General features: G+C 46.9%; 17 protein-coding genes. 14 read left to right on the top strand and 3 right to left on the bottom strand.

Going from position 1 to position 19,299, the window contains the following annotated elements; all coding sequences use genetic code 11:
- Positions 1–146: 146 nt before the first annotated feature.
- Positions 147–1,160 carry an HNH endonuclease gene (locus F0P93_RS31830; protein ID WP_150881548.1) on the top strand — a complete coding sequence of 338 codons (1,014 nt, stop codon included), beginning with the start codon at positions 147–149 and terminating at the stop codon, positions 1,158–1,160.
- A 794-nt stretch (positions 1,161–1,954) separates the two neighbouring features.
- Positions 1,955–2,542, top strand: a complete 588-nt coding sequence (locus F0P93_RS30350; protein WP_191908962.1) for a hypothetical protein — start codon at positions 1,955–1,957, stop codon at positions 2,540–2,542.
- 27 nt (positions 2,543–2,569) lie between these two features.
- Here F0P93_RS30350 and F0P93_RS30345 read toward each other — a convergent pair whose 3' ends face one another.
- Both F0P93_RS30345 and F0P93_RS30340 read right to left on the bottom strand, forming a co-directional pair.
- Complete coding sequence (locus F0P93_RS30345) at positions 2,570–3,157, bottom strand: Crp/Fnr family transcriptional regulator (protein ID WP_150881546.1); 588 nt, start codon at positions 3,155–3,157, stop codon at positions 2,570–2,572.
- A 170-nt stretch (positions 3,158–3,327) separates the two neighbouring features.
- On the bottom strand, positions 3,328–3,984 hold the full coding sequence (locus F0P93_RS30340) for a recombinase family protein (RefSeq protein ID WP_150881545.1): 657 nt from the start codon (positions 3,982–3,984) through the stop codon (positions 3,328–3,330).
- Between the two features lie 1,036 nt (positions 3,985–5,020).
- On the opposite strand from F0P93_RS30340, the gene F0P93_RS30330 reads away from it, so the two are divergent.
- The 7 genes from F0P93_RS30330 to F0P93_RS30300 all read left to right on the top strand — a co-directional run bounded on the left by F0P93_RS30330 (position 5,021) and on the right by F0P93_RS30300 (position 10,134).
- Positions 5,021–5,467 (top strand): HYC_CC_PP family protein, encoded by a 447-nt coding sequence (locus F0P93_RS30330; RefSeq protein WP_150881543.1) that lies wholly within the window; start codon positions 5,021–5,023, stop codon positions 5,465–5,467.
- Positions 5,468–5,631: 164 nt separating this feature from the next.
- Positions 5,632–6,708, top strand: a complete 1,077-nt coding sequence (locus F0P93_RS30325; protein WP_150881542.1) for a YncE family protein — start codon at positions 5,632–5,634, stop codon at positions 6,706–6,708.
- A gap of 10 nt (positions 6,709–6,718) precedes the next feature.
- On the top strand, positions 6,719–7,588 hold the full coding sequence (locus F0P93_RS30320) for a DUF2911 domain-containing protein (RefSeq protein WP_150881541.1): 870 nt from the start codon (positions 6,719–6,721) through the stop codon (positions 7,586–7,588).
- Between the two features lie 74 nt (positions 7,589–7,662).
- Positions 7,663–8,127 carry a DUF3347 domain-containing protein gene (locus F0P93_RS30315; protein WP_150881540.1) on the top strand — a complete coding sequence of 155 codons (465 nt, stop codon included), beginning with the start codon at positions 7,663–7,665 and terminating at the stop codon, positions 8,125–8,127.
- A gap of 62 nt (positions 8,128–8,189) precedes the next feature.
- Positions 8,190–8,756, top strand: coding sequence for a helix-turn-helix domain-containing protein (locus tag F0P93_RS30310; protein WP_150881539.1), 567 nt, complete (start codon positions 8,190–8,192; stop codon positions 8,754–8,756).
- Positions 8,757–9,077: 321 nt separating this feature from the next.
- Positions 9,078–9,680, top strand: a complete 603-nt coding sequence (locus tag F0P93_RS30305) for a helix-turn-helix domain-containing protein (protein ID WP_150881538.1) — start codon at positions 9,078–9,080, stop codon at positions 9,678–9,680.
- 241 nt (positions 9,681–9,921) lie between these two features.
- Positions 9,922–10,134, top strand: coding sequence for a heavy-metal-associated domain-containing protein (locus F0P93_RS30300; protein WP_150881537.1), 213 nt, complete (start codon positions 9,922–9,924; stop codon positions 10,132–10,134).
- Positions 10,135–10,221: 87 nt separating this feature from the next.
- Here the strand turns inward: F0P93_RS30300 and F0P93_RS30295 are convergent, their stop codons facing one another.
- On the bottom strand, positions 10,222–11,277 hold the full coding sequence (locus F0P93_RS30295; RefSeq protein WP_225309720.1) for a sialidase family protein: 1,056 nt from the start codon (positions 11,275–11,277) through the stop codon (positions 10,222–10,224).
- Between the two features lie 163 nt (positions 11,278–11,440).
- On the opposite strand from F0P93_RS30295, the gene F0P93_RS30290 reads away from it, so the two are divergent.
- The 5 genes from F0P93_RS30290 (at position 11,441) to F0P93_RS30270 (ending at position 19,128) form a co-directional block, all read left to right on the top strand.
- Positions 11,441–12,517, top strand: coding sequence for a ferredoxin--NADP reductase (locus tag F0P93_RS30290; protein ID WP_150881536.1), 1,077 nt, complete (start codon positions 11,441–11,443; stop codon positions 12,515–12,517).
- A 604-nt stretch (positions 12,518–13,121) separates the two neighbouring features.
- Entirely contained in the window at positions 13,122–14,474 is a 1,353-nt protein-coding gene (locus F0P93_RS30285) for an efflux RND transporter permease subunit (protein WP_225309719.1), read from the top strand.
- A gap of 2 nt (positions 14,475–14,476) precedes the next feature.
- Positions 14,477–16,420 carry an efflux RND transporter permease subunit gene (locus F0P93_RS30280; RefSeq protein WP_150881535.1) on the top strand — a complete coding sequence of 648 codons (1,944 nt, stop codon included), beginning with the start codon at positions 14,477–14,479 and terminating at the stop codon, positions 16,418–16,420.
- Positions 16,407–17,744: a TolC family protein gene (locus F0P93_RS30275; RefSeq protein ID WP_150881534.1), complete on the top strand. Its 1,338-nt coding sequence runs from the start codon at positions 16,407–16,409 to the stop codon at positions 17,742–17,744. The genes F0P93_RS30280 and F0P93_RS30275 overlap by 14 nt, the downstream gene beginning before the upstream one ends.
- A gap of 19 nt (positions 17,745–17,763) precedes the next feature.
- Positions 17,764–19,128, top strand: a complete 1,365-nt coding sequence (locus tag F0P93_RS30270; RefSeq protein WP_225309718.1) for a heavy metal-binding domain-containing protein — start codon at positions 17,764–17,766, stop codon at positions 19,126–19,128.
- Positions 19,129–19,299 lie beyond the last annotated feature (171 nt).

Here is a 19,299-nt window from a genome sequence, read left to right as displayed (position 1 = left end):
TGAGATCCGCTGAACCGGATCTCACTATATCAAGTGCGTAGGTTAACCTGATAAAATCTGCTTAGGTAATTTTTTGATTCACAATCCAATCCTTAATCGTATGTCTATGTACTTTTAGGATACGCGCAATCTCAACCCCATTGCAAATGACCTCGTCAGAAGCACTTATCTTTGAAGCCCGCGATACTGAAATATTTTCGATTCCGGATACCAAAACCAAACTGAATACCCTTCAGAATTACTTCTTTCCTCGTTTGAAGCGGTTATTGGATGAAGCGTTGCTACAGGTGAAGGAAGCCTATCACATTGATCCGTTTGAAAAGTATAACTTCATTTATAGTCCTTCCCACCGAAAAGAAGCCAAATCGAACCGGGACACTGATCTGGTCTTAATTGGAGTGTCAGGCCGAAGGCATTTTGACCGCCAACTTAAAGTAATACGAGAGGACGGAAAACCGTATGCCTTTCATCCTGCATCCGCTATTTTTCAAGTGACCAATGCCGGACGAATGTCCGTAAGCGTTCGGCCTTTTAACTGGTGGGACGATGACTACTTTTGGAAGCTTAAAAAGTACTTCCGCCAGAATTATGATGAATTCACGGCGCTCTTAAATCAGGGCAATCTTTCATATACTTCTCACACGGACCAGATTCAACTCGCCCCCCTGAAGCAAATGCTAAGGGATGAATACTTTTTTGAAATTCAATCGTCGGCCGTGTATCTACCCGTTGCGAATCCGATGGCCATTGACCAGTTGATTCTGGACTTCGTGCTGTTGTTTCCGATACTGGATATCTGCTATTCATTAGCCGAAGGAGTAAAGCCTAAATTTCCGGAGCACGTTCAGGCTTTATCGACCTGGCTTGCGACCCGAAAGCAACCTGTTTTTCTAAAACCGGACGATCAGGAAATTCAGATGCCGGAATTAGATAGTTACCGCTTCGTGCGTGCGGGACTTTGGTACCAAGTATTGGCCCGCGACAACTGGACATGCTGTAGCTGTCGTCGCAGCGCAAAAGAACACGGAATCGTGCTCCATGTTGACCACATCCAGCCGCGATCACTGGGAGGGAAGGATGAGATCGAGAACTTACAGACATTATGTTTGAAATGTAATATTGGCAAGAGCAACAAAGATTCAACCGATCTGAGAAGTTGAATCGTTCACAATAAACCACTTACAATCTGTCATTTCCGACTATTTTTGTTATAATCTGAAGCACATTACGATGGGTAGTTATGCTGTTTCTTATATATTCCGGATGTAAGTGGAATATATAGTTTCTTACAAGATCCGTCATTTGGAACTGTCAATCTACCTAAAATTGTGTTGAAAATTTATATTTTTATATTAAAGCATAAACCAACAGAAATCATGGGAATTAAGCCAGGGCCAAAAAGAATCGCAGAGTCAACTGGGAAGCCAGACCAACGTCAACGAGATAATAAGGAAGCTCCAGGTAACACGCCATCACTGAAGCCACACAAGCATAAGAAAGGTGATTAACCATTTATGCATTTAAAAATTTTATAAGCTGGATAATAGAAGGCATTGAAGTATTTTATCTTTCAATCAACCGGATAATTTGATATAATATTATTTTTAGTTAACATAATTAAATTTATATAACAAGAAAAATTACCATAAATGCCTATATTTTAGTGTGTTATAAAACTAAATTCTTAGTTTTATAACACACTAAAGATCCGTATAAAATGACTGGGTATGAAGAATGGTGAAATTTGAAACTGCATCATTATTTCAGACTATCAACGCTCAAATCAGCTTTCTTTTCCCACATCAAACGACCACAATTGACTACGGAAGTTCTACTGAAAAATAATGGCAATGAATTTCTAGTCTAAATTTTCTAACATTTTCACCTAAGTGAAAAATACGCAGGAATCAAGGACACAACTTTGGGGTGACAAAACATCTTAAAATTCGAAACCATGTCATCTTCAACTCTTTCCCGTGTAATAACTGGCGGTCAGACCGTCGAAACAGCCCACGCATTACGCCGACTTTATTTTATGAGGGCCGCTTTTTCAGTGACCTGGGTAATACTGATCACTATCTTTGCCGAAAAATACAGGGGATTCACCACTGCACTGCTCGTTATTTATCCCGCCTGGGACGTCTTGGGCACCTTCCTCGACCTCCGGGCGAATCGATATAGCACGTCCAAAACCCCACAATACGTGAATGCGGTGATCGGTGTCCTAACCGCGCTGGCGGTTGGTATTGCTTTGCAGATGGGTGTTGCGGAAGCCTTAATAGTCTTTGGAGCCTGGGCGATTCTTACCGGCTTGATCCAGTTGGTTCTGGGATTGCGCCGTCGAAAATCTATTGGAGGCCAATGGCCGATGATCTTCAGCGGGGGCCAGTCGGTTTTAGCTGGGATCACTTTTATTGTTTTGGCCCACGAACCGACAATGGGCATCACCAGTCTGGCCGGGTACGCTGCTTTTGGAGCCTTTTACTACCTTCTTTCAGCTTTTCGTCTTTCAAAAACAGCTAACCACGCTGTTGCATCGTAAACCCATTGGCCGGGCGATGGGCCGGCTTTATTTTTTGATGCGTTTTCTGATCCGACTTAGCGATGGATTGGTGATACCGAGAAAGGATGAAATATGGTAGGCCGGTATCCGCTCTATGATGTTAGGATGTTCCTCTAATAACCTCAGATACCGTTCCTCATGGGAAAAAAACATGAATTCTTCGGTCCGTGTCTGCGCATAGGCAAAAAACAATTCGGCCAGCAATCGGCCGAATTTCGCCCAGTTGGGATTTCGTTCATACAGGTCATTGAGATCCTGGTAGGAAATAAAGACAATTTCTGAATCTTCCATCGCTTCGATAAAATACCAGCAGGGATTGCGGGAGATAAAACTTCGGAAGGAAACGACAAACTGATTTTCTGAAAAAAAGAAAAGATTTACATCTTTTTCCGTCTTGGGATCCCGATAGTAGATCCGAAAAATACCCTTGACCACTAAGCCGAGGTCATTGCAAACCATACTTTGCATGTTGAAGAAATCACCTTTTTTGATCTTCCTGGGTTTCCAGAATGGTTGACTCTGGGTGATATCCTGATCGGTCAGGGAAGCAAAATTTTTCAGATGCTGGGCGATGATTTCATTTTTATCAGCCATTTTATCAGCGAGTCAATTAAACAGATGGTACATTATGTGCCCATTCTAGTAAGCATGCAACTTTTTTGTGAACTAGTCAGCCTTCCAAGAGAAAATTTTGAGCATATCAAACCAAAGTTACCAACTTGAATGGCCGCTCCTGCTTTATAGCCTTAGAAAGGAGTTAAGGCTTACTTTGGTCGATCTTTATCTAACCGTTTTACACTCATAGCAAAGAATTCATTTCCCCGACGTGTGCGGTAACCCATGCCATTTAGTCGCTCAGCGACAGTAGCATATGTAAGCCCATCTTTTCGATACAACCGGACTAATTCAGCCGCTTGTAAATTAGCCTGATGGGTACGGGCGTTCTGCTGGCGGATCTCCAGGCCCTTTTGAGTAATTTCCGGTGTGATATTGGCCATGCCCAGTTTATAGCCTTGAGCTTTTTTAGCCTGCAAAGCGGCTCGTGTCCTTTCCCCAATCAATTCCCGCTCATGTTGAGCTAGAACCGCCATGATCCCCACCGTTAGCGTATTGGCATCGGGAATGTCGCAAGCCACAAAATCCACCTCCGAATTACGAAGGGAAAAGATAAAGGAGACATTGCGGCTCAAGCGGTCGAGTTTGGCAATCAGTAAACGTGCTCGGTGTTGTTTGGCAAAAGCAATAGCGGCCACCAGTTGAGGACGATTGGCTTTCTTACCTGATTCGACTTCGATAAACTCTGGTAGGAGTTCATCATCCGGTTTGAGGAACCGGTTGACGATTTCCCGTTGCGCCGAAAGACCCAATCCACTTTTCCCCTGGCCAGCCGTCGAGACCCGGTAGTAAGGCACGTACTTCATAACATAAATATATAGGTGTTGGAAAGGGGAGAAAAAATGAGGCCTTCCCGCCCCTTTCCAACAAAGTTTAACGATGCAAGGTGTTCCACGGTTAAAAGTAGCGAAAATTTTGCATTTATAACGTTTTCACAACGTGCATTGTGAAAACGTTATATGAAGAAGAGGCCTTTGAAGGCACTTGATTGAATTTTTTTGGTATACTTGAATGGTAGTGTTTCCGAAGACTGAGCTTTACTAGTAGAAGAGCGACTGTAAACCAAAATCGCCGATAGTAAAGGGGAAGCTGACACAGTTCGGGTATATCCGCCACGGGATGCATTTTATTAATCCCTCAGCAAATCACTGTTACGTTATTTCGTGCCAAAAAACGAAGTTATTATCTGGATGATTTCGAGTTTCTTGGCTTTCAGCCATTCGTGTTAAAAGTGGCAACTATTTATGAAGTATCAGGTGATCAAATCAACTTATATACGACTCCAAAAGAAAGAGAGTTTGCCCGGATTTTACAAGAAGTTTTAGATCGCTTGACCTGTTAATATGTTTTCAACTTTTTACTCCCCTTACCAATGGCAATTATTACCAATCTCGATCCCCAAAAAAGAGTTTTAGCCCACGGATTCCTCTTAGTAGAAGAGGTATCAATCGATGAGGAGGTTTGGTGTGCTGTCGAAGATTATTTGGAGGAAAATGGGAAAGACAACGAACTCAGTTTTAATTCTAACTTTCACATAAGCTCCGAAGGAAAGTGTATTGTCTATTTGTCGAAGAAAACTTTAGTTTGAATTTCGGGGATGCTGAATGCAAGGAGAAAGCGCGTCCCTACAATTCTTCTGAATAAACTTGGCCACTTGCGCCGGCCAAGTTTATTCATACTGACAATCAACATATTAGCTAATCTTAATCCGTGATTATCCTACAACTTTGTGAAAGGATTCGGTTATTTCCCTCAATCTATAAATTTTGTAAATTCCTGCCTAAATCCTGTAACTGATTTATTGTCTAGACCCCCTAAGTTTGTACCCGTAAGACTATCCTTATGAAACTGATCTGGTATCATCGACTCATCTGTTTGTGGCTGGCAGCCTTTGTGCTGATCGGCAGCAGTGGGCATATCGTCGCTGAGCATTGGTGTAAGATGAAGGGAAAGTCGATGGAGCTGCTTTTTACGAAAAAAGAGTGTAAGAAGCAGTGTCCGGATAAACCGAAGTTTGCTTCCACAGGAACCGGGCCTATCATCTATAAATCACCCTGTTGCAAAGATGTTGAGCGGTTCGAGCGATTGGAAACCAAAAGCCAGTTTTCAATTAAAGCGACTGACCTGAATCCGCCTGTTATCGACTGGGCAGGGCATTTTGGATTATTTCATTGGCTGGCTACCCTACTGCCAATCGAATCGTACCATCCTACGCTTTATAGGGCTGATGATCCTCCATCCCGATCCGGCCGCTTTCGATTGACTAACCACTGTATTTGGCTGATTTGAATCTCCTTCACTCGTTGTAGGCTCCCCGCCTGCATGCCTTACTTTTTGTTTCTGGCGCGTTACGTTGTGGCAAAGAACCATGGCTACTTCCGTACCAATATGAATTTAGGTAATAAGGCACAAGTTTATTCTATCTCTTCATTATTTCGTAATTAACTCTGGCTATGAAAATCGCTTCGCGTTTCTTGCTGGCTATACCTCTCCTGATTTTATCAGGCTGTTGGAGAATGCAAGACACAACCCCACAATTAAACATTAATTACCCAGCGGCCTATGTCGTCAATGGAGAGAGTAACTCCGTTTCCATTATCGATCTTACTACCCAACAGCTAAAGGAAACTATTTCTCTGGGAGAGGCTTCCATGGGCGGTCATTCAATGGGAGGTATGACGGATCAAATTATGTGGCCGCATCACATTTATCTTTCTCCGGATGCGACCCGGCTTAGCCTCGGCGTACCAGGAACAGACTTAAGTGGAGGACACAGTGGCAGCATGGCTGGCATGAAAGGCCGCGTTGTCCTTCTGGACAGCCGCACCGGTAAACTGCTGGCCAACCAGGAGACCCCTGCAATGAACCATAACGCGGCTTTCTCTCCTGACGGTACCGAATTATGGACCGTTGAGATGGATGAAGCCGGGAAAGCGTTGGTGTACGATGCGACGACGCTCTCCTTAAAACAAAGCATTCCGGTTGGCGAAGAACCGGCGGAAGTGACCTTCTCATCCAATGGGCAATATGCTTTTGTAGCCAATGGTCATAGCAACAGCATTACGGTCATCCGGGTAGCTACTAAAACTGTCGTAAAAACGATTCCGGTTGGTGAAGATCCGGTTGGCGCTTGGCCGGGTGCCGATGGAAAAATGTATGTCGATAATGAAAAGGGCCAAAGCATATCCATCATCGATGTCAGTACACTTGCGGTTACAGAAACCATCTCTCTTGGATTTATACCAGGCTATGCGGCCTTTAATCCTGTTTTGAATGAATTATGGGTTAGTCAGGCGGCAAGCGGCAATAAAGTAGTGGTTTTTCACCGCATGAACGATGTCTGGATGAAAGCGGGTGAAATAGTTACAGGCCTTGATGCTCATGCCATTGCCTTTACAAAGGATGGATCGTTGGCTTATGTGACCAATCAGGGAGCAGGTTCAGTTTCCATTATTAACACAAAAACTCGCTCCAGGATCAAAGATATTGTTGTCGGTAAAAAACCAAATGGAATTGTACTAAAAAATTAAAATCTTATTCATGAATCAATTAAAAAAGAACACACGAACTCTCATAGCAGTTGGACTTTTGTCTTTAGTCTCCAGCGCCATTCGGGCTCAGTTGAATCTTCCAGAACCAAGCCCTTCCACGACTATTCATCAAAAAATCGGCTTTACGGATGTCACCCTTCGTTACTCCCGGCCGGGAGTAAAAGGACGGATCATTTTCGGTGGCCTGGTTCCTTTCGGAAAATTATGGCGCACCGGTGCCTCTGATGCTACAATTATTACCTTTTCAGACTCAATGCGCGTGGCGGGGACTTGGGTACCTAAAGGAGCATACTCCCTTTTTACAATCCCAGAACATCAGCATTGGACCGTTATTCTCAACACTTTTGTAGAAGGGCATGGTACTGAAGGGTATAGTGAAAAGAACGATTTACTCCGACTCCGGGTAAGACCCGAACCTTCAACGCGGTTCTATGAGTCTTTCACCATTGAAGTCCAGGATCTGACCCGCAACAACGGCAGTATTTATCTGCACTGGGCAAATACTTCCTTAGCAATCCCCTTGGAAAGTACCGCCGACGGTCGTATCACTGCCGAGATTCTAGACCGTATAAATGTAAAAAAGGAAGAACGCCCTGGGCTTTACTATCAAGCGGCACTCTATTACTTCGATAATGAGAAGGACACTAAACAGGCGTTATCCTGGGCAACTAAAGCGGTTCAATTGAAGCCTGCATTTAATTATCTGCACTTGCAAGCGAAGCTTCTCGCTCGGAATGGTGAATACAAAGCTGCCGTTGTTGCCGCTAAGCAATCCGCAGAAATGGCAAAGGCTGAAAAAATAATCGATTATGTAATCATCAATAACCAATTCATCGCTGAGTGGGAGAAAAAACAGTAAAGGCTGGACAATGTCCCGATCTCCAAGTATTAAACTGACAATCAATTAATTACCCTCAAACTCCAATTTATTACATGAAAACGATGCGAATGATAATTGCGGCCATAGGCCTGAGTTTATTCGGTCAGGCAGCTTCTGCTCAAACCACAAAACCAGCCTTCATTGCTTATTTAAGTGTTAAAGATGCCTTGGTGGCAACCGATGCGGATAAAGCGAAAGCCAAAGCCGAAGAACTGGTTTCCGCTTTTAATAAAGTAGCAGCAAGTGCCCTCTCAACAACGGATCAGAAAGCGCTGACTGCTGCGAAAGCCAGTGCTGCAAGCATCAGCAAAACAAGTGAAATAGAAGTCCAACGGGAACAGTTCGAAACGTTATCGAAAAATATGATCGTTTTGGCTAAATCTACCAAGCCCAGTAAAGCCTATGTTCAATTTTGCCCTATGAAAGATGCTTCCTGGCTGAGCGATAAAAAAGAAGTTGCTAACCCGTATTATGGAAGCAAAATGCTCAAGTGTGGGAAAGTGACAGACGAAATTTAAGTCTAGAATGGAGAGTGGTGCATGCCACTCTCCATATTTTAACCAAATTAATAATCATCGAAATGGCGATACAAGATCTGTTTATCAAAAATATGGTCTGTGACCGTTGCATTCGGGCGGTCCGGCAAGACCTGGAAAAGCAGGGATATCATGTTCTTCGTATCGAGTTAGGCAAAGCAACGGTAGAAGGCCCTGACATTGACCTACAGACTATCGCCAATGCCTTGGAAGAGCAAGGCTTTGAATTATTGACTGATCGCAATACACGCTTGGTCAATCAACTTAAAACGCTCATCATCGAGCTGATTCAAAGTGGCCGCATCGTGCAATTGAAGACTACGTTATCCGACTATTTAGCACTACAGATGGGAATGGATTACGCCCACCTGAGCCACCTCTTTTCTACATCGGAAAATGTTACAATTGAAAAATACTGGATTTTTCAACGAGTCGAAAAAGCTAAGGAACTCCTTAGTTACCGTGAACTATCGATCAATGAAATTGCCCTGCGATTAGGCTATAGCAGTGTGGCTTATTTGACAAACCAATTTAAACAAATTACAGGTCTCACTCCAGCTGCCTATCGGAATCGCAGTTCTTCAGATCGTAACCCTCTTGATTGGATTTAAATCGCTTATATAACTTAAGTTAATTCCTATAAATACTTCTTTTTACCAGCATATTGGACTGTTTTCGGCACAAACTGATCCTTACTCTAATAATTTCCCTTGCTCGCTTCTTTCTTCAATTTTCCCTTCCAGCAAGTTTGCCCCTGTTCCGACCTGTTCTATTCATTAATCCAACTCGACGAACTTGGGTCTTAACATTGGTCAATGGCTTCAAGGTGTTTCGGTCCATCAATTCTGTAAAATTGTACGCCAATTTTATAATAGTAATCCTTCAATTCTAAGCGAGATTTGTCCGTTCTCTACAAGTAAGATTGATTAGACATGGAAGATGTGCAGACCATTGCCATACAAGGACTGAAAGGGTCCGGCAGACAAGAAATTCTACAGCATAAATTAGCTAAAATAGGTTTTCAAATTAAAACCAGTCGTGGTAATTGGCTTACCCTTTCCGGGTTATCCCAAATTAACGCTCACTACCTACTGGACGAAGCATTACATGCTTTGAATATGACTCGGCTTGACGAAGCTTCTCAAATTATTTTTTGTGGGACGCAATCCTGGATTGAGCTGGAGTTGGACAAATTAATACAACAGCCTATCGCCTGGAATGAGTTGAAATTTTGTTCCACTGAATTAGGATCATCCGCAAACCAATTAGAGGCCCTATTTCTAAGCGTAGAAGGCGTGAGCTTTGAAAGATACCTGATCCTTCAGCGGATCGATAAAGTCAAAGAGTTCCTGGTGTATACCGACTGGCCTTTTCCTTTTCTTGCCGAACGCATGGGGTACGAGTCAGTCCAACAGATGGCCGGCCACTTGATCACGGAGACGGGGTTGCCGGTTACTCACTTTCGATCTCTTCATCAGAGCCGTAAACGCTTAAAACAGGAAATAAAAGCATTAAGAGCTCAACCCACCCGATAACTTTCTTGATTCCTTAATTCCCTTTTTGGGTAGCTCTGCCGAATCATATTAAATGGTCGCTTCAAGGTAAAGTTCTTTCTTTCAGATGTGTTTCTATACAGAAAGACTTTGTGAGAAACCAGTGATCCTAGCCTACTGGCCTCAACAATGTTACAATTTGGATCCGAAATTATGTAACGTCCCCTTTCCATTCCACGACGACCTTTGCATCAGTAATTTGTTTCATTAAAAAACCTCCATTATGGAAGCGGTAAAGTTCAAAACCAATATCAAGTGCAGCGGTTGCATTGCCAAAGCAACACCATTCCTCAATGAAGCGGTTGGGGAAGAAAACTGGGAAGTCGATACGGAGAATCCCGACAAGGTATTAACCGTTGTGGCAGAAGGAATTTCAGCGGAACAGGTTAAAAAAGCCGTAGAGAACGCCGGTTATAAAGCGGAACAACTGAACTGACCGGAGCACACCAATTAAAACGACAAAGACGGTTCCAAGGGCCGTCTTTGTCGTTTTAATTGGTGTGCTCCGGTAAAAACCGAGAACCTACAAAGCAATCGAAGCTACTTTAACCTGCTTTTCACTTTCCCAGGTACACACCACAACGGAGCCCGCGAAGGCGATACTGGGCGTCTGCCCTTTCCCTACCTCAATTGGCTTTTGATTAACGGGTTGAATGAAAATAATCCCATCTTTTTGCCAGGTGGTTGCCCAATGATCGGCAACAGCCGCTATGGCCACATTCTTTCCCTGACCCAGCAATTGCTCGGATTCACCCGGCCGACACTGATACAGCGAACTTTCACGTCTCCATACCGTAATAGGCTGACCGTCCTCCGTTAGGGCTATCCCTCCACCATCCATGGGACATGCTTTCAGCTTCCACGTTCCCGTCCCAAGTTTTTGCGCCGGCAGGAATTTCTTGCCTCCATCTTTCGATCCGGCCAGATACAGATCACGAGAGCCATTGACCGAATTTCGGAACATGACGTATACATGATTACCCTTCGCAGCCACCGACACCCGGCAGCATTCGCACACGGTTTGGTCGGGCGACTGGTAAATCACTTGGTTTGGTGTCCAGGTACGCCCACCATCCGTCGAGCGGGCACCCACAATTTTATTGTGATTATCCCCCCGAAGATCAAGCCAGACCGCATAGAAGGGCCCGCCGTCCGATCCAGCAATTGCATGAAAACCCTCTTTGGCAATATCCGGCTGGTCGTTGATCCGGATGGCTGGTGACCACTTCCGGCTGGCCCGAGTCATTGAATAGGCCATGACATTACCAGTCTGGTTCATCGCCGTGATGAGTACCGTTTTATCAGTGACCGCAATTTGGGGGCCACGGGTAGCGCCCAAGACCAATTTGGGGAGATGGGCAACCGGTACGGGCCGGGAGAATGATTTACCCTTGTCCACTGAGGAAGCATAAAATACCGTATCATTCCGACCAAATACCAGGTGAATGGCCCCCTTTCGGTCTGCGATAATAACAGGCATTTTCCCAGCGGCTAGCGTCTGATCCGTTTCAATCGGTTTGGCCGCCCAAAAAGTCAGTAGAAAAAGGAAGAAAAAGCAAAAACGAAACAGGGTTCTCATAGCTAATACGATTTAAAGCCTAAATAAATAGAAGTATTCGAGGTTACCAACGGGCCTTACCTAGCTGCCCCCCTATAACAAAAAACTACAAAGCTTCCCGGCAATTTTGTAACGGACTGGCTGCTGCCGACCTCTAGTTTTGTGCGGTTGTCTAAAGAATACCATGAAAACGAGCCTTTCCATTAAACGAGTCGTACACCCTACGACAGATACAGTAACACTCTATTTTGATACCCCGGAAAATGGGCTTACCTATTATCCAGGTCAACACCTGGCCGTGACAGCGATTGTGGACCAAAAACCCATTACAAGGACGTACTCATTGAGTACATCTCCTGTAATGGATTCCGAATTAGCCATCACCGTGAAACGTATCCCAGATGGAGTTCTGTCGAATTATCTGGTTGATTACGCCAAACCGGAAATGCCGTTGACCGTCGAGGGACCTCTAGGCCAGTTTTATACAGTTCCAAATTCGGTTAACCATCGCCATCTGGTTCTATTCGCCGGTGGTAGCGGTATTACCCCTTTGTATTCGATGATTCGGTCCATACTATACACCGAGCCACATTCTGTTCTTTCTTTACTTTATGCCAATCGATCCTGGGAAAACATCGTCTTCCGGGTGGAATTAGACAAATTGCAGACGGCTTATCCTGATCGTTTTCTGGTCTATCATGCTCTCGATCAATACACGGACTTAGCCGATGCGGAACTTCAACGGGTCTATTTCAAAGGAAGCCTCAGTCGCCTACTGGTTAAGAAGTTTGTTGCCCAGCTTCAGACTATGATTCCCTTGCCGACCGAATTCTATCTGTGTGGCCCCTTCGGGTTTATGCAACTCATTGAACAAGCACTCGAATCCCTGACTATTCCTGTTAACCAACGCTTTAAAGAGCAATTTTTTGTACCTGCCCAAGGCGTGAACTCTCCACGCGATTATTCCAGCCTTCCCATTCAAACCGTTCAGGTTCTATACACTGGCCTGATCCAATCCTTTACAGTTGCCAGCGGTCAAAGTATTCTGGATGCGGCCTTGGCCGCTGATCTAAAACTACCTTATTCGTGTCGGGAAGCGCAGTGCGGCAGTTGTCGGGCTCAATTGATTCGGGGAAAAGTGGACATGGAACGCAATCATATTTTAACGTTGGACGAAATCAGGTCCGGTCAAGTATTACTGTGCCGAGGATTCCCACTTACACCGGATGTAATCGTCCAACCACTTCAGAATCAGCTCTGATGCAAGGATATATTTCGAAATTTTGTAAGACCGACACTTAATTTTGTAACACGCATAAATCCGCAAAGCCCTATTTTTGTTTAGTAGAAGAATAGTTACGTATGCGATCACTCAAACACATAGCCCTATTGGGTTGGATTTTCTGGCTCGTGACGGTAAGCACCGGTCTGGTAGCAGCACCGGCCTGTGTGGCTATGCAAGAGTCAGCCTGTCCCTGCTGCGAGGTACCCGTATCGGAGTGCCAGGATATGACCTGTCTTTCCTCAATTGAGCGTCCCGCACTTCTTCTGAGCACAATTCAGGTCGTTGCCCCACAAGCGGATCAGCAATCCGTTTTAAAACCTCGACCTAACTTTGCACTGTTGTATTGCTATTTGCTGGCCCAGTCGGATTTGGCAACCCGTCGTAGTTTTTCTTACCTTCCTACCTCTCCCGTCCGGGATATTCTCCTGCTCGTCGAAACGTTCAGACTATAAGCCAGGCAACGACATAGCTTTGACCTTGTGGCCTTTCGGTTATTCCCCTAAAACAAAAGCGCGTAACTCAATGATATCTACCAATTGGTAGGTTAAGCGCTATCTATTATGCAATAACGTATTCTTTTATGATTGAGCAACTGATCCGGTTCTCGCTAAGAAACCGCTTTGTCGTGCTACTGATTGCCGGTGGGCTATTTGGATGGGGCATTTACTCCGTAAAAACTAGTAAAATAGACGCCATCCCTGACCTTTCCGAAAATCAGGTTATCGTCTTTACCGAGTGGATGGGGCGCAGCCCTCAACTAATCGAAGATCAGATTACCTACCCGCTGGTAACGAACTTACAGGGCCTCCCGCAGGTAAAATACGTACGTGGCACGTCCATGTTTGGCATGAGTTTCGTCTATGTCATCTTTAACGACGACACGGACGTTTATTGGGCCCGGGAGCGGGTCCTGGAGCGGCTTAACTATGCATCCAGACTATTGCCAGGCGGAGTTTCACCGACGCTTGGACCCGACGGTACCGGTGTGGGTCACATCCTTTGGTACACCCTCGATGCACCGGGTATGGACCTGGGCGAGCAGCGGGCCATCCAGGACTGGTACGTTGCTTTCGGCTTGCAAAACGTACCGGGAGTAGCCGAAATTGCCTCATTTGGCGGCTTTCAGAAACAATACCAGGTCACTGTTGATCCCAACAAATTAACGTACTATGGGCTTTCCATACCCCAGGTGATAACGGCGATCCGCACCAATAATAATGAAGCCGGAGGGCGTAAATTTGAATTAAGCGGCATTGGCTACATCATCAAGACGACGGGGTATTTAGGCTCAGTCGAGCAGATTCAAAATATTCCGCTCAAAACCCTAAACACGGTTCCGGTTCGTGTTGCCGATGTGGCTACGGTTCAGATGACGGGCGCTACCCGGCTGGGCATCTTCGATTTGAATGGAGCTGGCGAAGCGGTAGGCGGTATCGTGGTAATGCGCTATGGAGAAAATGCCGACGAGGTCATCGGTCATGTTAAAAAGAAGATGGAGGAAGTTGCCAGGGGATTACCCCAGGGCGTCAAGTTTAATATCGTATATGACCGTAGCGGGCTGATTCAGGAGTCGGTCAATAGCATTCAGCACACCCTCATGGAGGAAATGATTGTCGTCTCGCTGGTGGTGATTCTGTTTCTGCTGCACTGGCGGAGTGCCATCAGCATCATTATTCAGATTCCGATCACCATCGCTACCAGTTTTATTCTGCTGAACGCCTTCGATATTTCGTCCAACATCATGTCCCTAACGGGAATTGCCCTGGCCATCGGGGTCATTGTCGACAACGGGATTATCATGGCTGAGAACGCCTATAAAAACCTGGCCGTCCGCCAGGCTGAACTGACGGCGGAAAGCAGGAAGGTGGGGCCCCAAGAGAAAACGAGTGAAAATAAACCGGAGTCTACTCTCCATCCCCAAACGCAACCGTAATCATGTGGACGAAATTAAAACGCTGGTTCGGATTTGGACCCAAGAACTACATCGAAGTTCCCGAAGAAGAGCGGCTGGCGATTATTGAAAAATCCAGTATTCAGGTCTCCCGGGGCGTGTTCTACTCGACCATTATCATCATCACATCGTTTCTGCCGGTATTTCTCCTGACCGGTCAGGAAGGCAAGCTGTTTCACCCGCTGGCCTGGACCAAAACGTTTATCTTGCTGGTGGATGCGGTCCTCGTCGTCACGCTGGCCCCCGTGATGCTGTCCCTGTTTTTAAAAGGTCGCTTCAAGGATGATCACGCCAATCCCATAAACCGCTTCCTGGAGCGGGTCTATGAGCCCCTCATCCGGGGGGTGCTGCGCTGGCGAAAAACCACCCTGGCCATTAATCTGCTGGCACTGGGCATCAGTGTTCCTATGCTGCTGAGTTTAGGATCGGAGTTCATGCCCCCCCTTGATGAACAAAGTATCCTGTTTATGCCCGTCACGCTCCCGGACATTTCCAACGCCGAAGCCAAGCGAATTTTGCAGGTTCAGGACAAGATCATTAAGTCGGTGCCGGAGGTTGACAAAGTTCTGGGCAAGGCCGGTCGGGCTTCAACCGCAACAGACAACTCCCCCATTAGCATGATTGAGACCATTATCATGCTCAAACCCAAGTCGGAGTGGCGGGATGGCATCACGAAGAAAGCGATTATCAACGAATTGGACGCCAAGCTACAAATTCCGGGCGTCATCAACGGTTGGACCCAACCCATTATCAACCGCATCAACATGCTGTCCACCGGTATTCGAACCGACGTGGGAATTAAAGTTCACGGTCAATCGCTGGATAGCATTTATGCGGTATCTGAACAGGTCAAAACCGCTCTCGAAGGCATACCGGGTATAAAAGACCTATACGTAGAGCCGGTCACCGGCGGTAAATATTTGACGGTGGACATCAACCGAGATGCTTTGGGGCGTTACGGACTGAGCGTCGATGATGTCAATGGGGTGGTTGAATCGGCCATTGGCGGCTCGCCGATCGGTCAGACGATCGAAGGGCGTCGGCGGTTTGCCATTAACGTCCGGCTGGCGCAGGATTACCGAAACAGCGTTGAACGCCTTCGACGCATCCCCATTGGAACAGCCGCTTTTGGAACCATTCCGTTATCGGCAGTAGCAACCTTGAAATTTGAAGATGGCCCCCCGATGATTACCTCGGATAATGCCCTGTTGCGCGGGGCAGTCATGTTCAACGTGCGGGACCGCGACTTAGGCAGCACGGTGGAGGAAGCCATCGCCAACGTAAACCGGGAGCTTAAACTGCCGGGTGGTTACTTTCTGGAATGGAGTGGGCAGTACGAAAACCTGATTCGGGGTAAGCAAACCCTGCTACTGATCGCACCAATTGTGCTGGTCATTATTTTTCTGTCGCTCTATTTGGCTTTTCATTCGGCCCGGGAAGCATTTTTAAGTCTGATCACTATTCCCTTTGCCTTAATCGGTGGTGCCTACATGGTTTACTTTTACGGGGTTAATCTATCGGTAGCGGTGGCCGTTGGCTTTATTGCTCTGTTCGGCATCGCGGTGGAGACGGGGGTGGTAATGGTCATCTACCTCAATGATGCCATGCGAAAACTGGTCGAGCGGAAAGGCAATTCCAGGGAAACCATAAGCCCGCAAGATTTAAAAGAGTCCGTCATCGATGGGGCTGCCAAACGGTTGCGGCCCAAAATCATGACGGTTTCGGTGGCCCTGTTTGGCCTCGTGCCGGTTCTGTGGGCGTCAGGCGTAGGCAGCGATGTGATGCTACCCATCGTCCTGCCGATGATTGGTGGTGTTTTAACTTCCTCGACGCATATTCTGCTGGTAACTCCACTCATCTTTTTGATGACCAAGGAGTATGAATTAAAAAAATACGGTAAACTGGACGTATCCGATGTTACGCATTAAATCCCCCTATATTCTGGGTTTTACCTACCTCCTTTGCCTGACCGGGTTTGCACAAACCGCTCCAGGCAATCCGGTTGCCGAACCAGCCACCCTTTCCAGCCCAGCACATCGTAACCCGAATGAACGCGGCCCGGTTCTACGGCTCGATAGCATTCTGGCCGCCATTGACGCCGGCAATCCCCAACTCCAAACATATGGGAATCGCGCGGCCTCCCTGCGGGCGACGGCGGAGGGAGCCAGGAGCTGGATGGCACCGATGGTGGGCGCCGGAACATTTATGATGGCCTACCCACGAAGCTATATCATGGAAGAACGCGATAAAGGTTCGGTAATGATTTCAGGCGAGCAGGCCGTTCCCAATCAGGCCAAACAACGAGCACAGGTAGCTTATCAACGCTCCCGGGCCTCCGTCGAAGAAGCCGGGAGGGCGGTTAGTTTCAATCAGCTACGGGCTCAGGCCAAGCAACTTTACTACGAATGGCTGGTAGGCAAACAGAAGCAGGCGGTCCTGATTGAAAATCAGCAAATTTTGCAAACGATGAAGAAACTGGCGGACATCCGCTATCCCTATTCGAAGGGCAGTCTGGGAAATATCTACAAAGCCCAGGCCCGGCTTTACGAATTGGATAATATGCTGCTGATGGTTAAGGCAGAGATCGATCAGAAACGAATTGGGTTGAATACGTTGATGAACCGGCCTAAAACGGAGTTTTTCACGATTGATACGACCTTAATCATTCCGAAAGACCTGTCCCTGTCGGAGGTAACCTTGATCGACACGGCGCTGATTGCCGGCAATCGAAGCGACATTCGACGCATGGATCAGACCATTCGTTCCATGTACTTTGGCATTGAAGCCCAGAAAGCGGAGCGCAAACCTGAATTTCGGATTCGTTTCGACCATATGTCTCCCCTCGATAAAGTGATGCCCAATCAGTTCACGGCCATGGGGATGGTGACAATTCCCATTGCTCCCTGGTCTTCGCGGATGTACAAAGCGGAAGTTAAAGGAATGAAATATGAGATCCAGGCCATGCAGAAAGAGCGGGAATCGATGCTCAATGAAACGCAAGGCATGGTTGCCGCCATGCAGACGGAGTTGCGCAACATGAATCAGCAGCTGGACAATTACCGGGAGCGGGTCATTCCGACCTTCCAGAAAAATTATCAAACGCTGATGATTGCCTATGAGCAAAATAAAGAGCAATTGCCCGTCGTGATCGACGGCTGGGAAACGCTCAATATGAGCCAAATGGATTACCTGAATCGCTTGCAAGACTATTACCGAATGATTGTCGCTTATGAACGTGAATTGGAGAAATAGAGGAATTTTCCTCCTGCTTATGACCGGACTGCTGTTGGTAGGTTGCCAGTCGAAGAACGGGCAGAAATCACTTGAAGGTGATTCCCGCAACTTGAACGAAGGTGCACATCAGGGGCACGCTCACCAGTCCGTGAAAGAGGAATATACCTGCCCGATGCACCCGCAGATTGTACAGGACAAACCCGGTAGCTGCCCAATCTGTGGAATGGATTTGGTCAAGAAAGCCAGTGCAGGCGACAGCGTAGTGATTGACACGGACTTAAAAAGCCTGCTCAAGCCCACGAACTCCATTGTGGTGGCCACGATATCGACCGTACATCCCGAAAGGCGCAGTGAAACCGTCGAATTGAAGGCTAATGGCATTGTCACCTACGATACCCGGCGACTTTTTACCATTCCAACCCGATTTGGCGGTCGGGTTGAAAAGTTATTCGTGCGTTATAACTACCAGCCCATTCGAAAAGGGCAGAAGCTGCTGGAAATCTACAGCCCCGATATCGTTACGGCCCAAAGGGAGCTACTTTTCCTAGTGAGTGCCGACGCAGAAAACCTCCCTTTGATAAGCTCCGCCAAACAAAAACTCAGGTTGCTCGGTGTCACCGATAGCCAGATTGCTGACTTGATCAGGACCGGCAAGCCTAGCTATTCGCTGGCGGTATTTAGTCCCTACGACGGGTATGTGGTAGAAGAATCAGCGCCTGTACCAGCCGCTTCGACACCACCGGGCGAAGCTGCTGGTGGTATGAGTGCCGGCGGCATGAGTAGCGGTTCGGATGAAATCACCTTCACCCAACCCGCTCCCGCGTCAGCTGGCATGGGTAATGATCGGGTTGCTCCGCTGTTGTTGCGTCAGGGGCAGTATGTACAGACTGGTCAAACCCTATTTCGGGTGGTAGACCCCAGCCGACTTTGGGCAGAATTCCGGCTGTACGCCCGGGATGCGACCGGGGTCAAACCAGGCGATCCGCTAACCATGTCCTTCGACCAGGCTGGCCAGCCTTCACAGTCAGCCCGGGTGAGTTTCATTGTGCCTTTTTTTGAGAATGGGGGCACCGGGGCGTCGTCAAGCTTCGTGACAATCCGCGCTTACCTTCCAGGAGGAAAAAATAAGCGCGTGGGACAATTAGCCCGCGCCATTATCCGACAACCGGCCCGGGAAGGGTTATGGCTGCCCGCGACAGCCGTGCTGGATTTAGGAAACGACCGGGTGGTATTTATTCGCCAGAATGGAAGTTTTAAGCCGGTACGTGTACAAACCGGTGGCGTTTCTGGTCATCGGATTGCCATTAGGGGGGGATTAAGGGAAGATCAGGAGGTAGCCCGAAATGCCCAATTTTTGATTGATAGTGAAAGTTTTATCAACGTTTCTAATTCAACCGAATAATTATGCTCAGGCAATGGATATATGGATCAGCCGCTCTGCTGGTGCTGCTGAATGCAGCCTGCCAGTCGGACGGATCAACCGCGACTAAAACAAAGGATACAACTCAGCTACAGGCCGACAACCACCCGCACCTAGTTGATGGATCGGATGGACATTCTCATGGACCAGAGC

Origin of the sequence: Larkinella humicola, assembly GCF_008727875.1 — a bacterium.
Taxonomy (GTDB): Bacteria; Bacteroidota; Bacteroidia; order Cytophagales; family Spirosomataceae; genus Larkinella; species Larkinella humicola.
Note: the sequence above shows the minus strand (reverse complement) of the source record. Positions and strands in the feature narration are given on the sequence as shown.

What these genes read in the sequence shown, in the direction of transcription:
- F0P93_RS31830 (WP_150881548.1), top strand. Translation starts at nt 147, where the DNA reads ATGACCTCGTCAGAAGCACTTATCTTTGAAGCCCGCGATACTGAAATA.
- F0P93_RS30350 (WP_191908962.1), top strand. Translation starts at nt 1,955, where the DNA reads ATGTCATCTTCAACTCTTTCCCGTGTAATAACTGGCGGTCAGACCGTC.
- F0P93_RS30345 (WP_150881546.1), bottom strand. Translation starts at nt 3,157, where the DNA reads ATGGCTGATAAAAATGAAATCATCGCCCAGCATCTGAAAAATTTTGCT.
- F0P93_RS30340 (WP_150881545.1), bottom strand. Translation starts at nt 3,984, where the DNA reads ATGAAGTACGTGCCTTACTACCGGGTCTCGACGGCTGGCCAGGGGAAA.
- F0P93_RS30330 (WP_150881543.1), top strand. Translation starts at nt 5,021, where the DNA reads ATGAAACTGATCTGGTATCATCGACTCATCTGTTTGTGGCTGGCAGCC.
- F0P93_RS30325 (WP_150881542.1), top strand. Translation starts at nt 5,632, where the DNA reads ATGAAAATCGCTTCGCGTTTCTTGCTGGCTATACCTCTCCTGATTTTA.
- F0P93_RS30320 (WP_150881541.1), top strand. Translation starts at nt 6,719, where the DNA reads ATGAATCAATTAAAAAAGAACACACGAACTCTCATAGCAGTTGGACTT.
- F0P93_RS30315 (WP_150881540.1), top strand. Translation starts at nt 7,663, where the DNA reads ATGAAAACGATGCGAATGATAATTGCGGCCATAGGCCTGAGTTTATTC.
- F0P93_RS30310 (WP_150881539.1), top strand. Translation starts at nt 8,190, where the DNA reads ATGGCGATACAAGATCTGTTTATCAAAAATATGGTCTGTGACCGTTGC.
- F0P93_RS30305 (WP_150881538.1), top strand. Translation starts at nt 9,078, where the DNA reads ATGGAAGATGTGCAGACCATTGCCATACAAGGACTGAAAGGGTCCGGC.
- F0P93_RS30300 (WP_150881537.1), top strand. Translation starts at nt 9,922, where the DNA reads ATGGAAGCGGTAAAGTTCAAAACCAATATCAAGTGCAGCGGTTGCATT.
- F0P93_RS30295 (WP_225309720.1), bottom strand. Translation starts at nt 11,277, where the DNA reads ATGAGAACCCTGTTTCGTTTTTGCTTTTTCTTCCTTTTTCTACTGACT.
- F0P93_RS30290 (WP_150881536.1), top strand. Translation starts at nt 11,441, where the DNA reads ATGAAAACGAGCCTTTCCATTAAACGAGTCGTACACCCTACGACAGAT.
- F0P93_RS30285 (WP_225309719.1), top strand. Translation starts at nt 13,122, where the DNA reads ATGATTGAGCAACTGATCCGGTTCTCGCTAAGAAACCGCTTTGTCGTG.
- F0P93_RS30280 (WP_150881535.1), top strand. Translation starts at nt 14,477, where the DNA reads ATGTGGACGAAATTAAAACGCTGGTTCGGATTTGGACCCAAGAACTAC.
- F0P93_RS30275 (WP_150881534.1), top strand. Translation starts at nt 16,407, where the DNA reads ATGTTACGCATTAAATCCCCCTATATTCTGGGTTTTACCTACCTCCTT.
- F0P93_RS30270 (WP_225309718.1), top strand. Translation starts at nt 17,764, where the DNA reads ATGACCGGACTGCTGTTGGTAGGTTGCCAGTCGAAGAACGGGCAGAAA.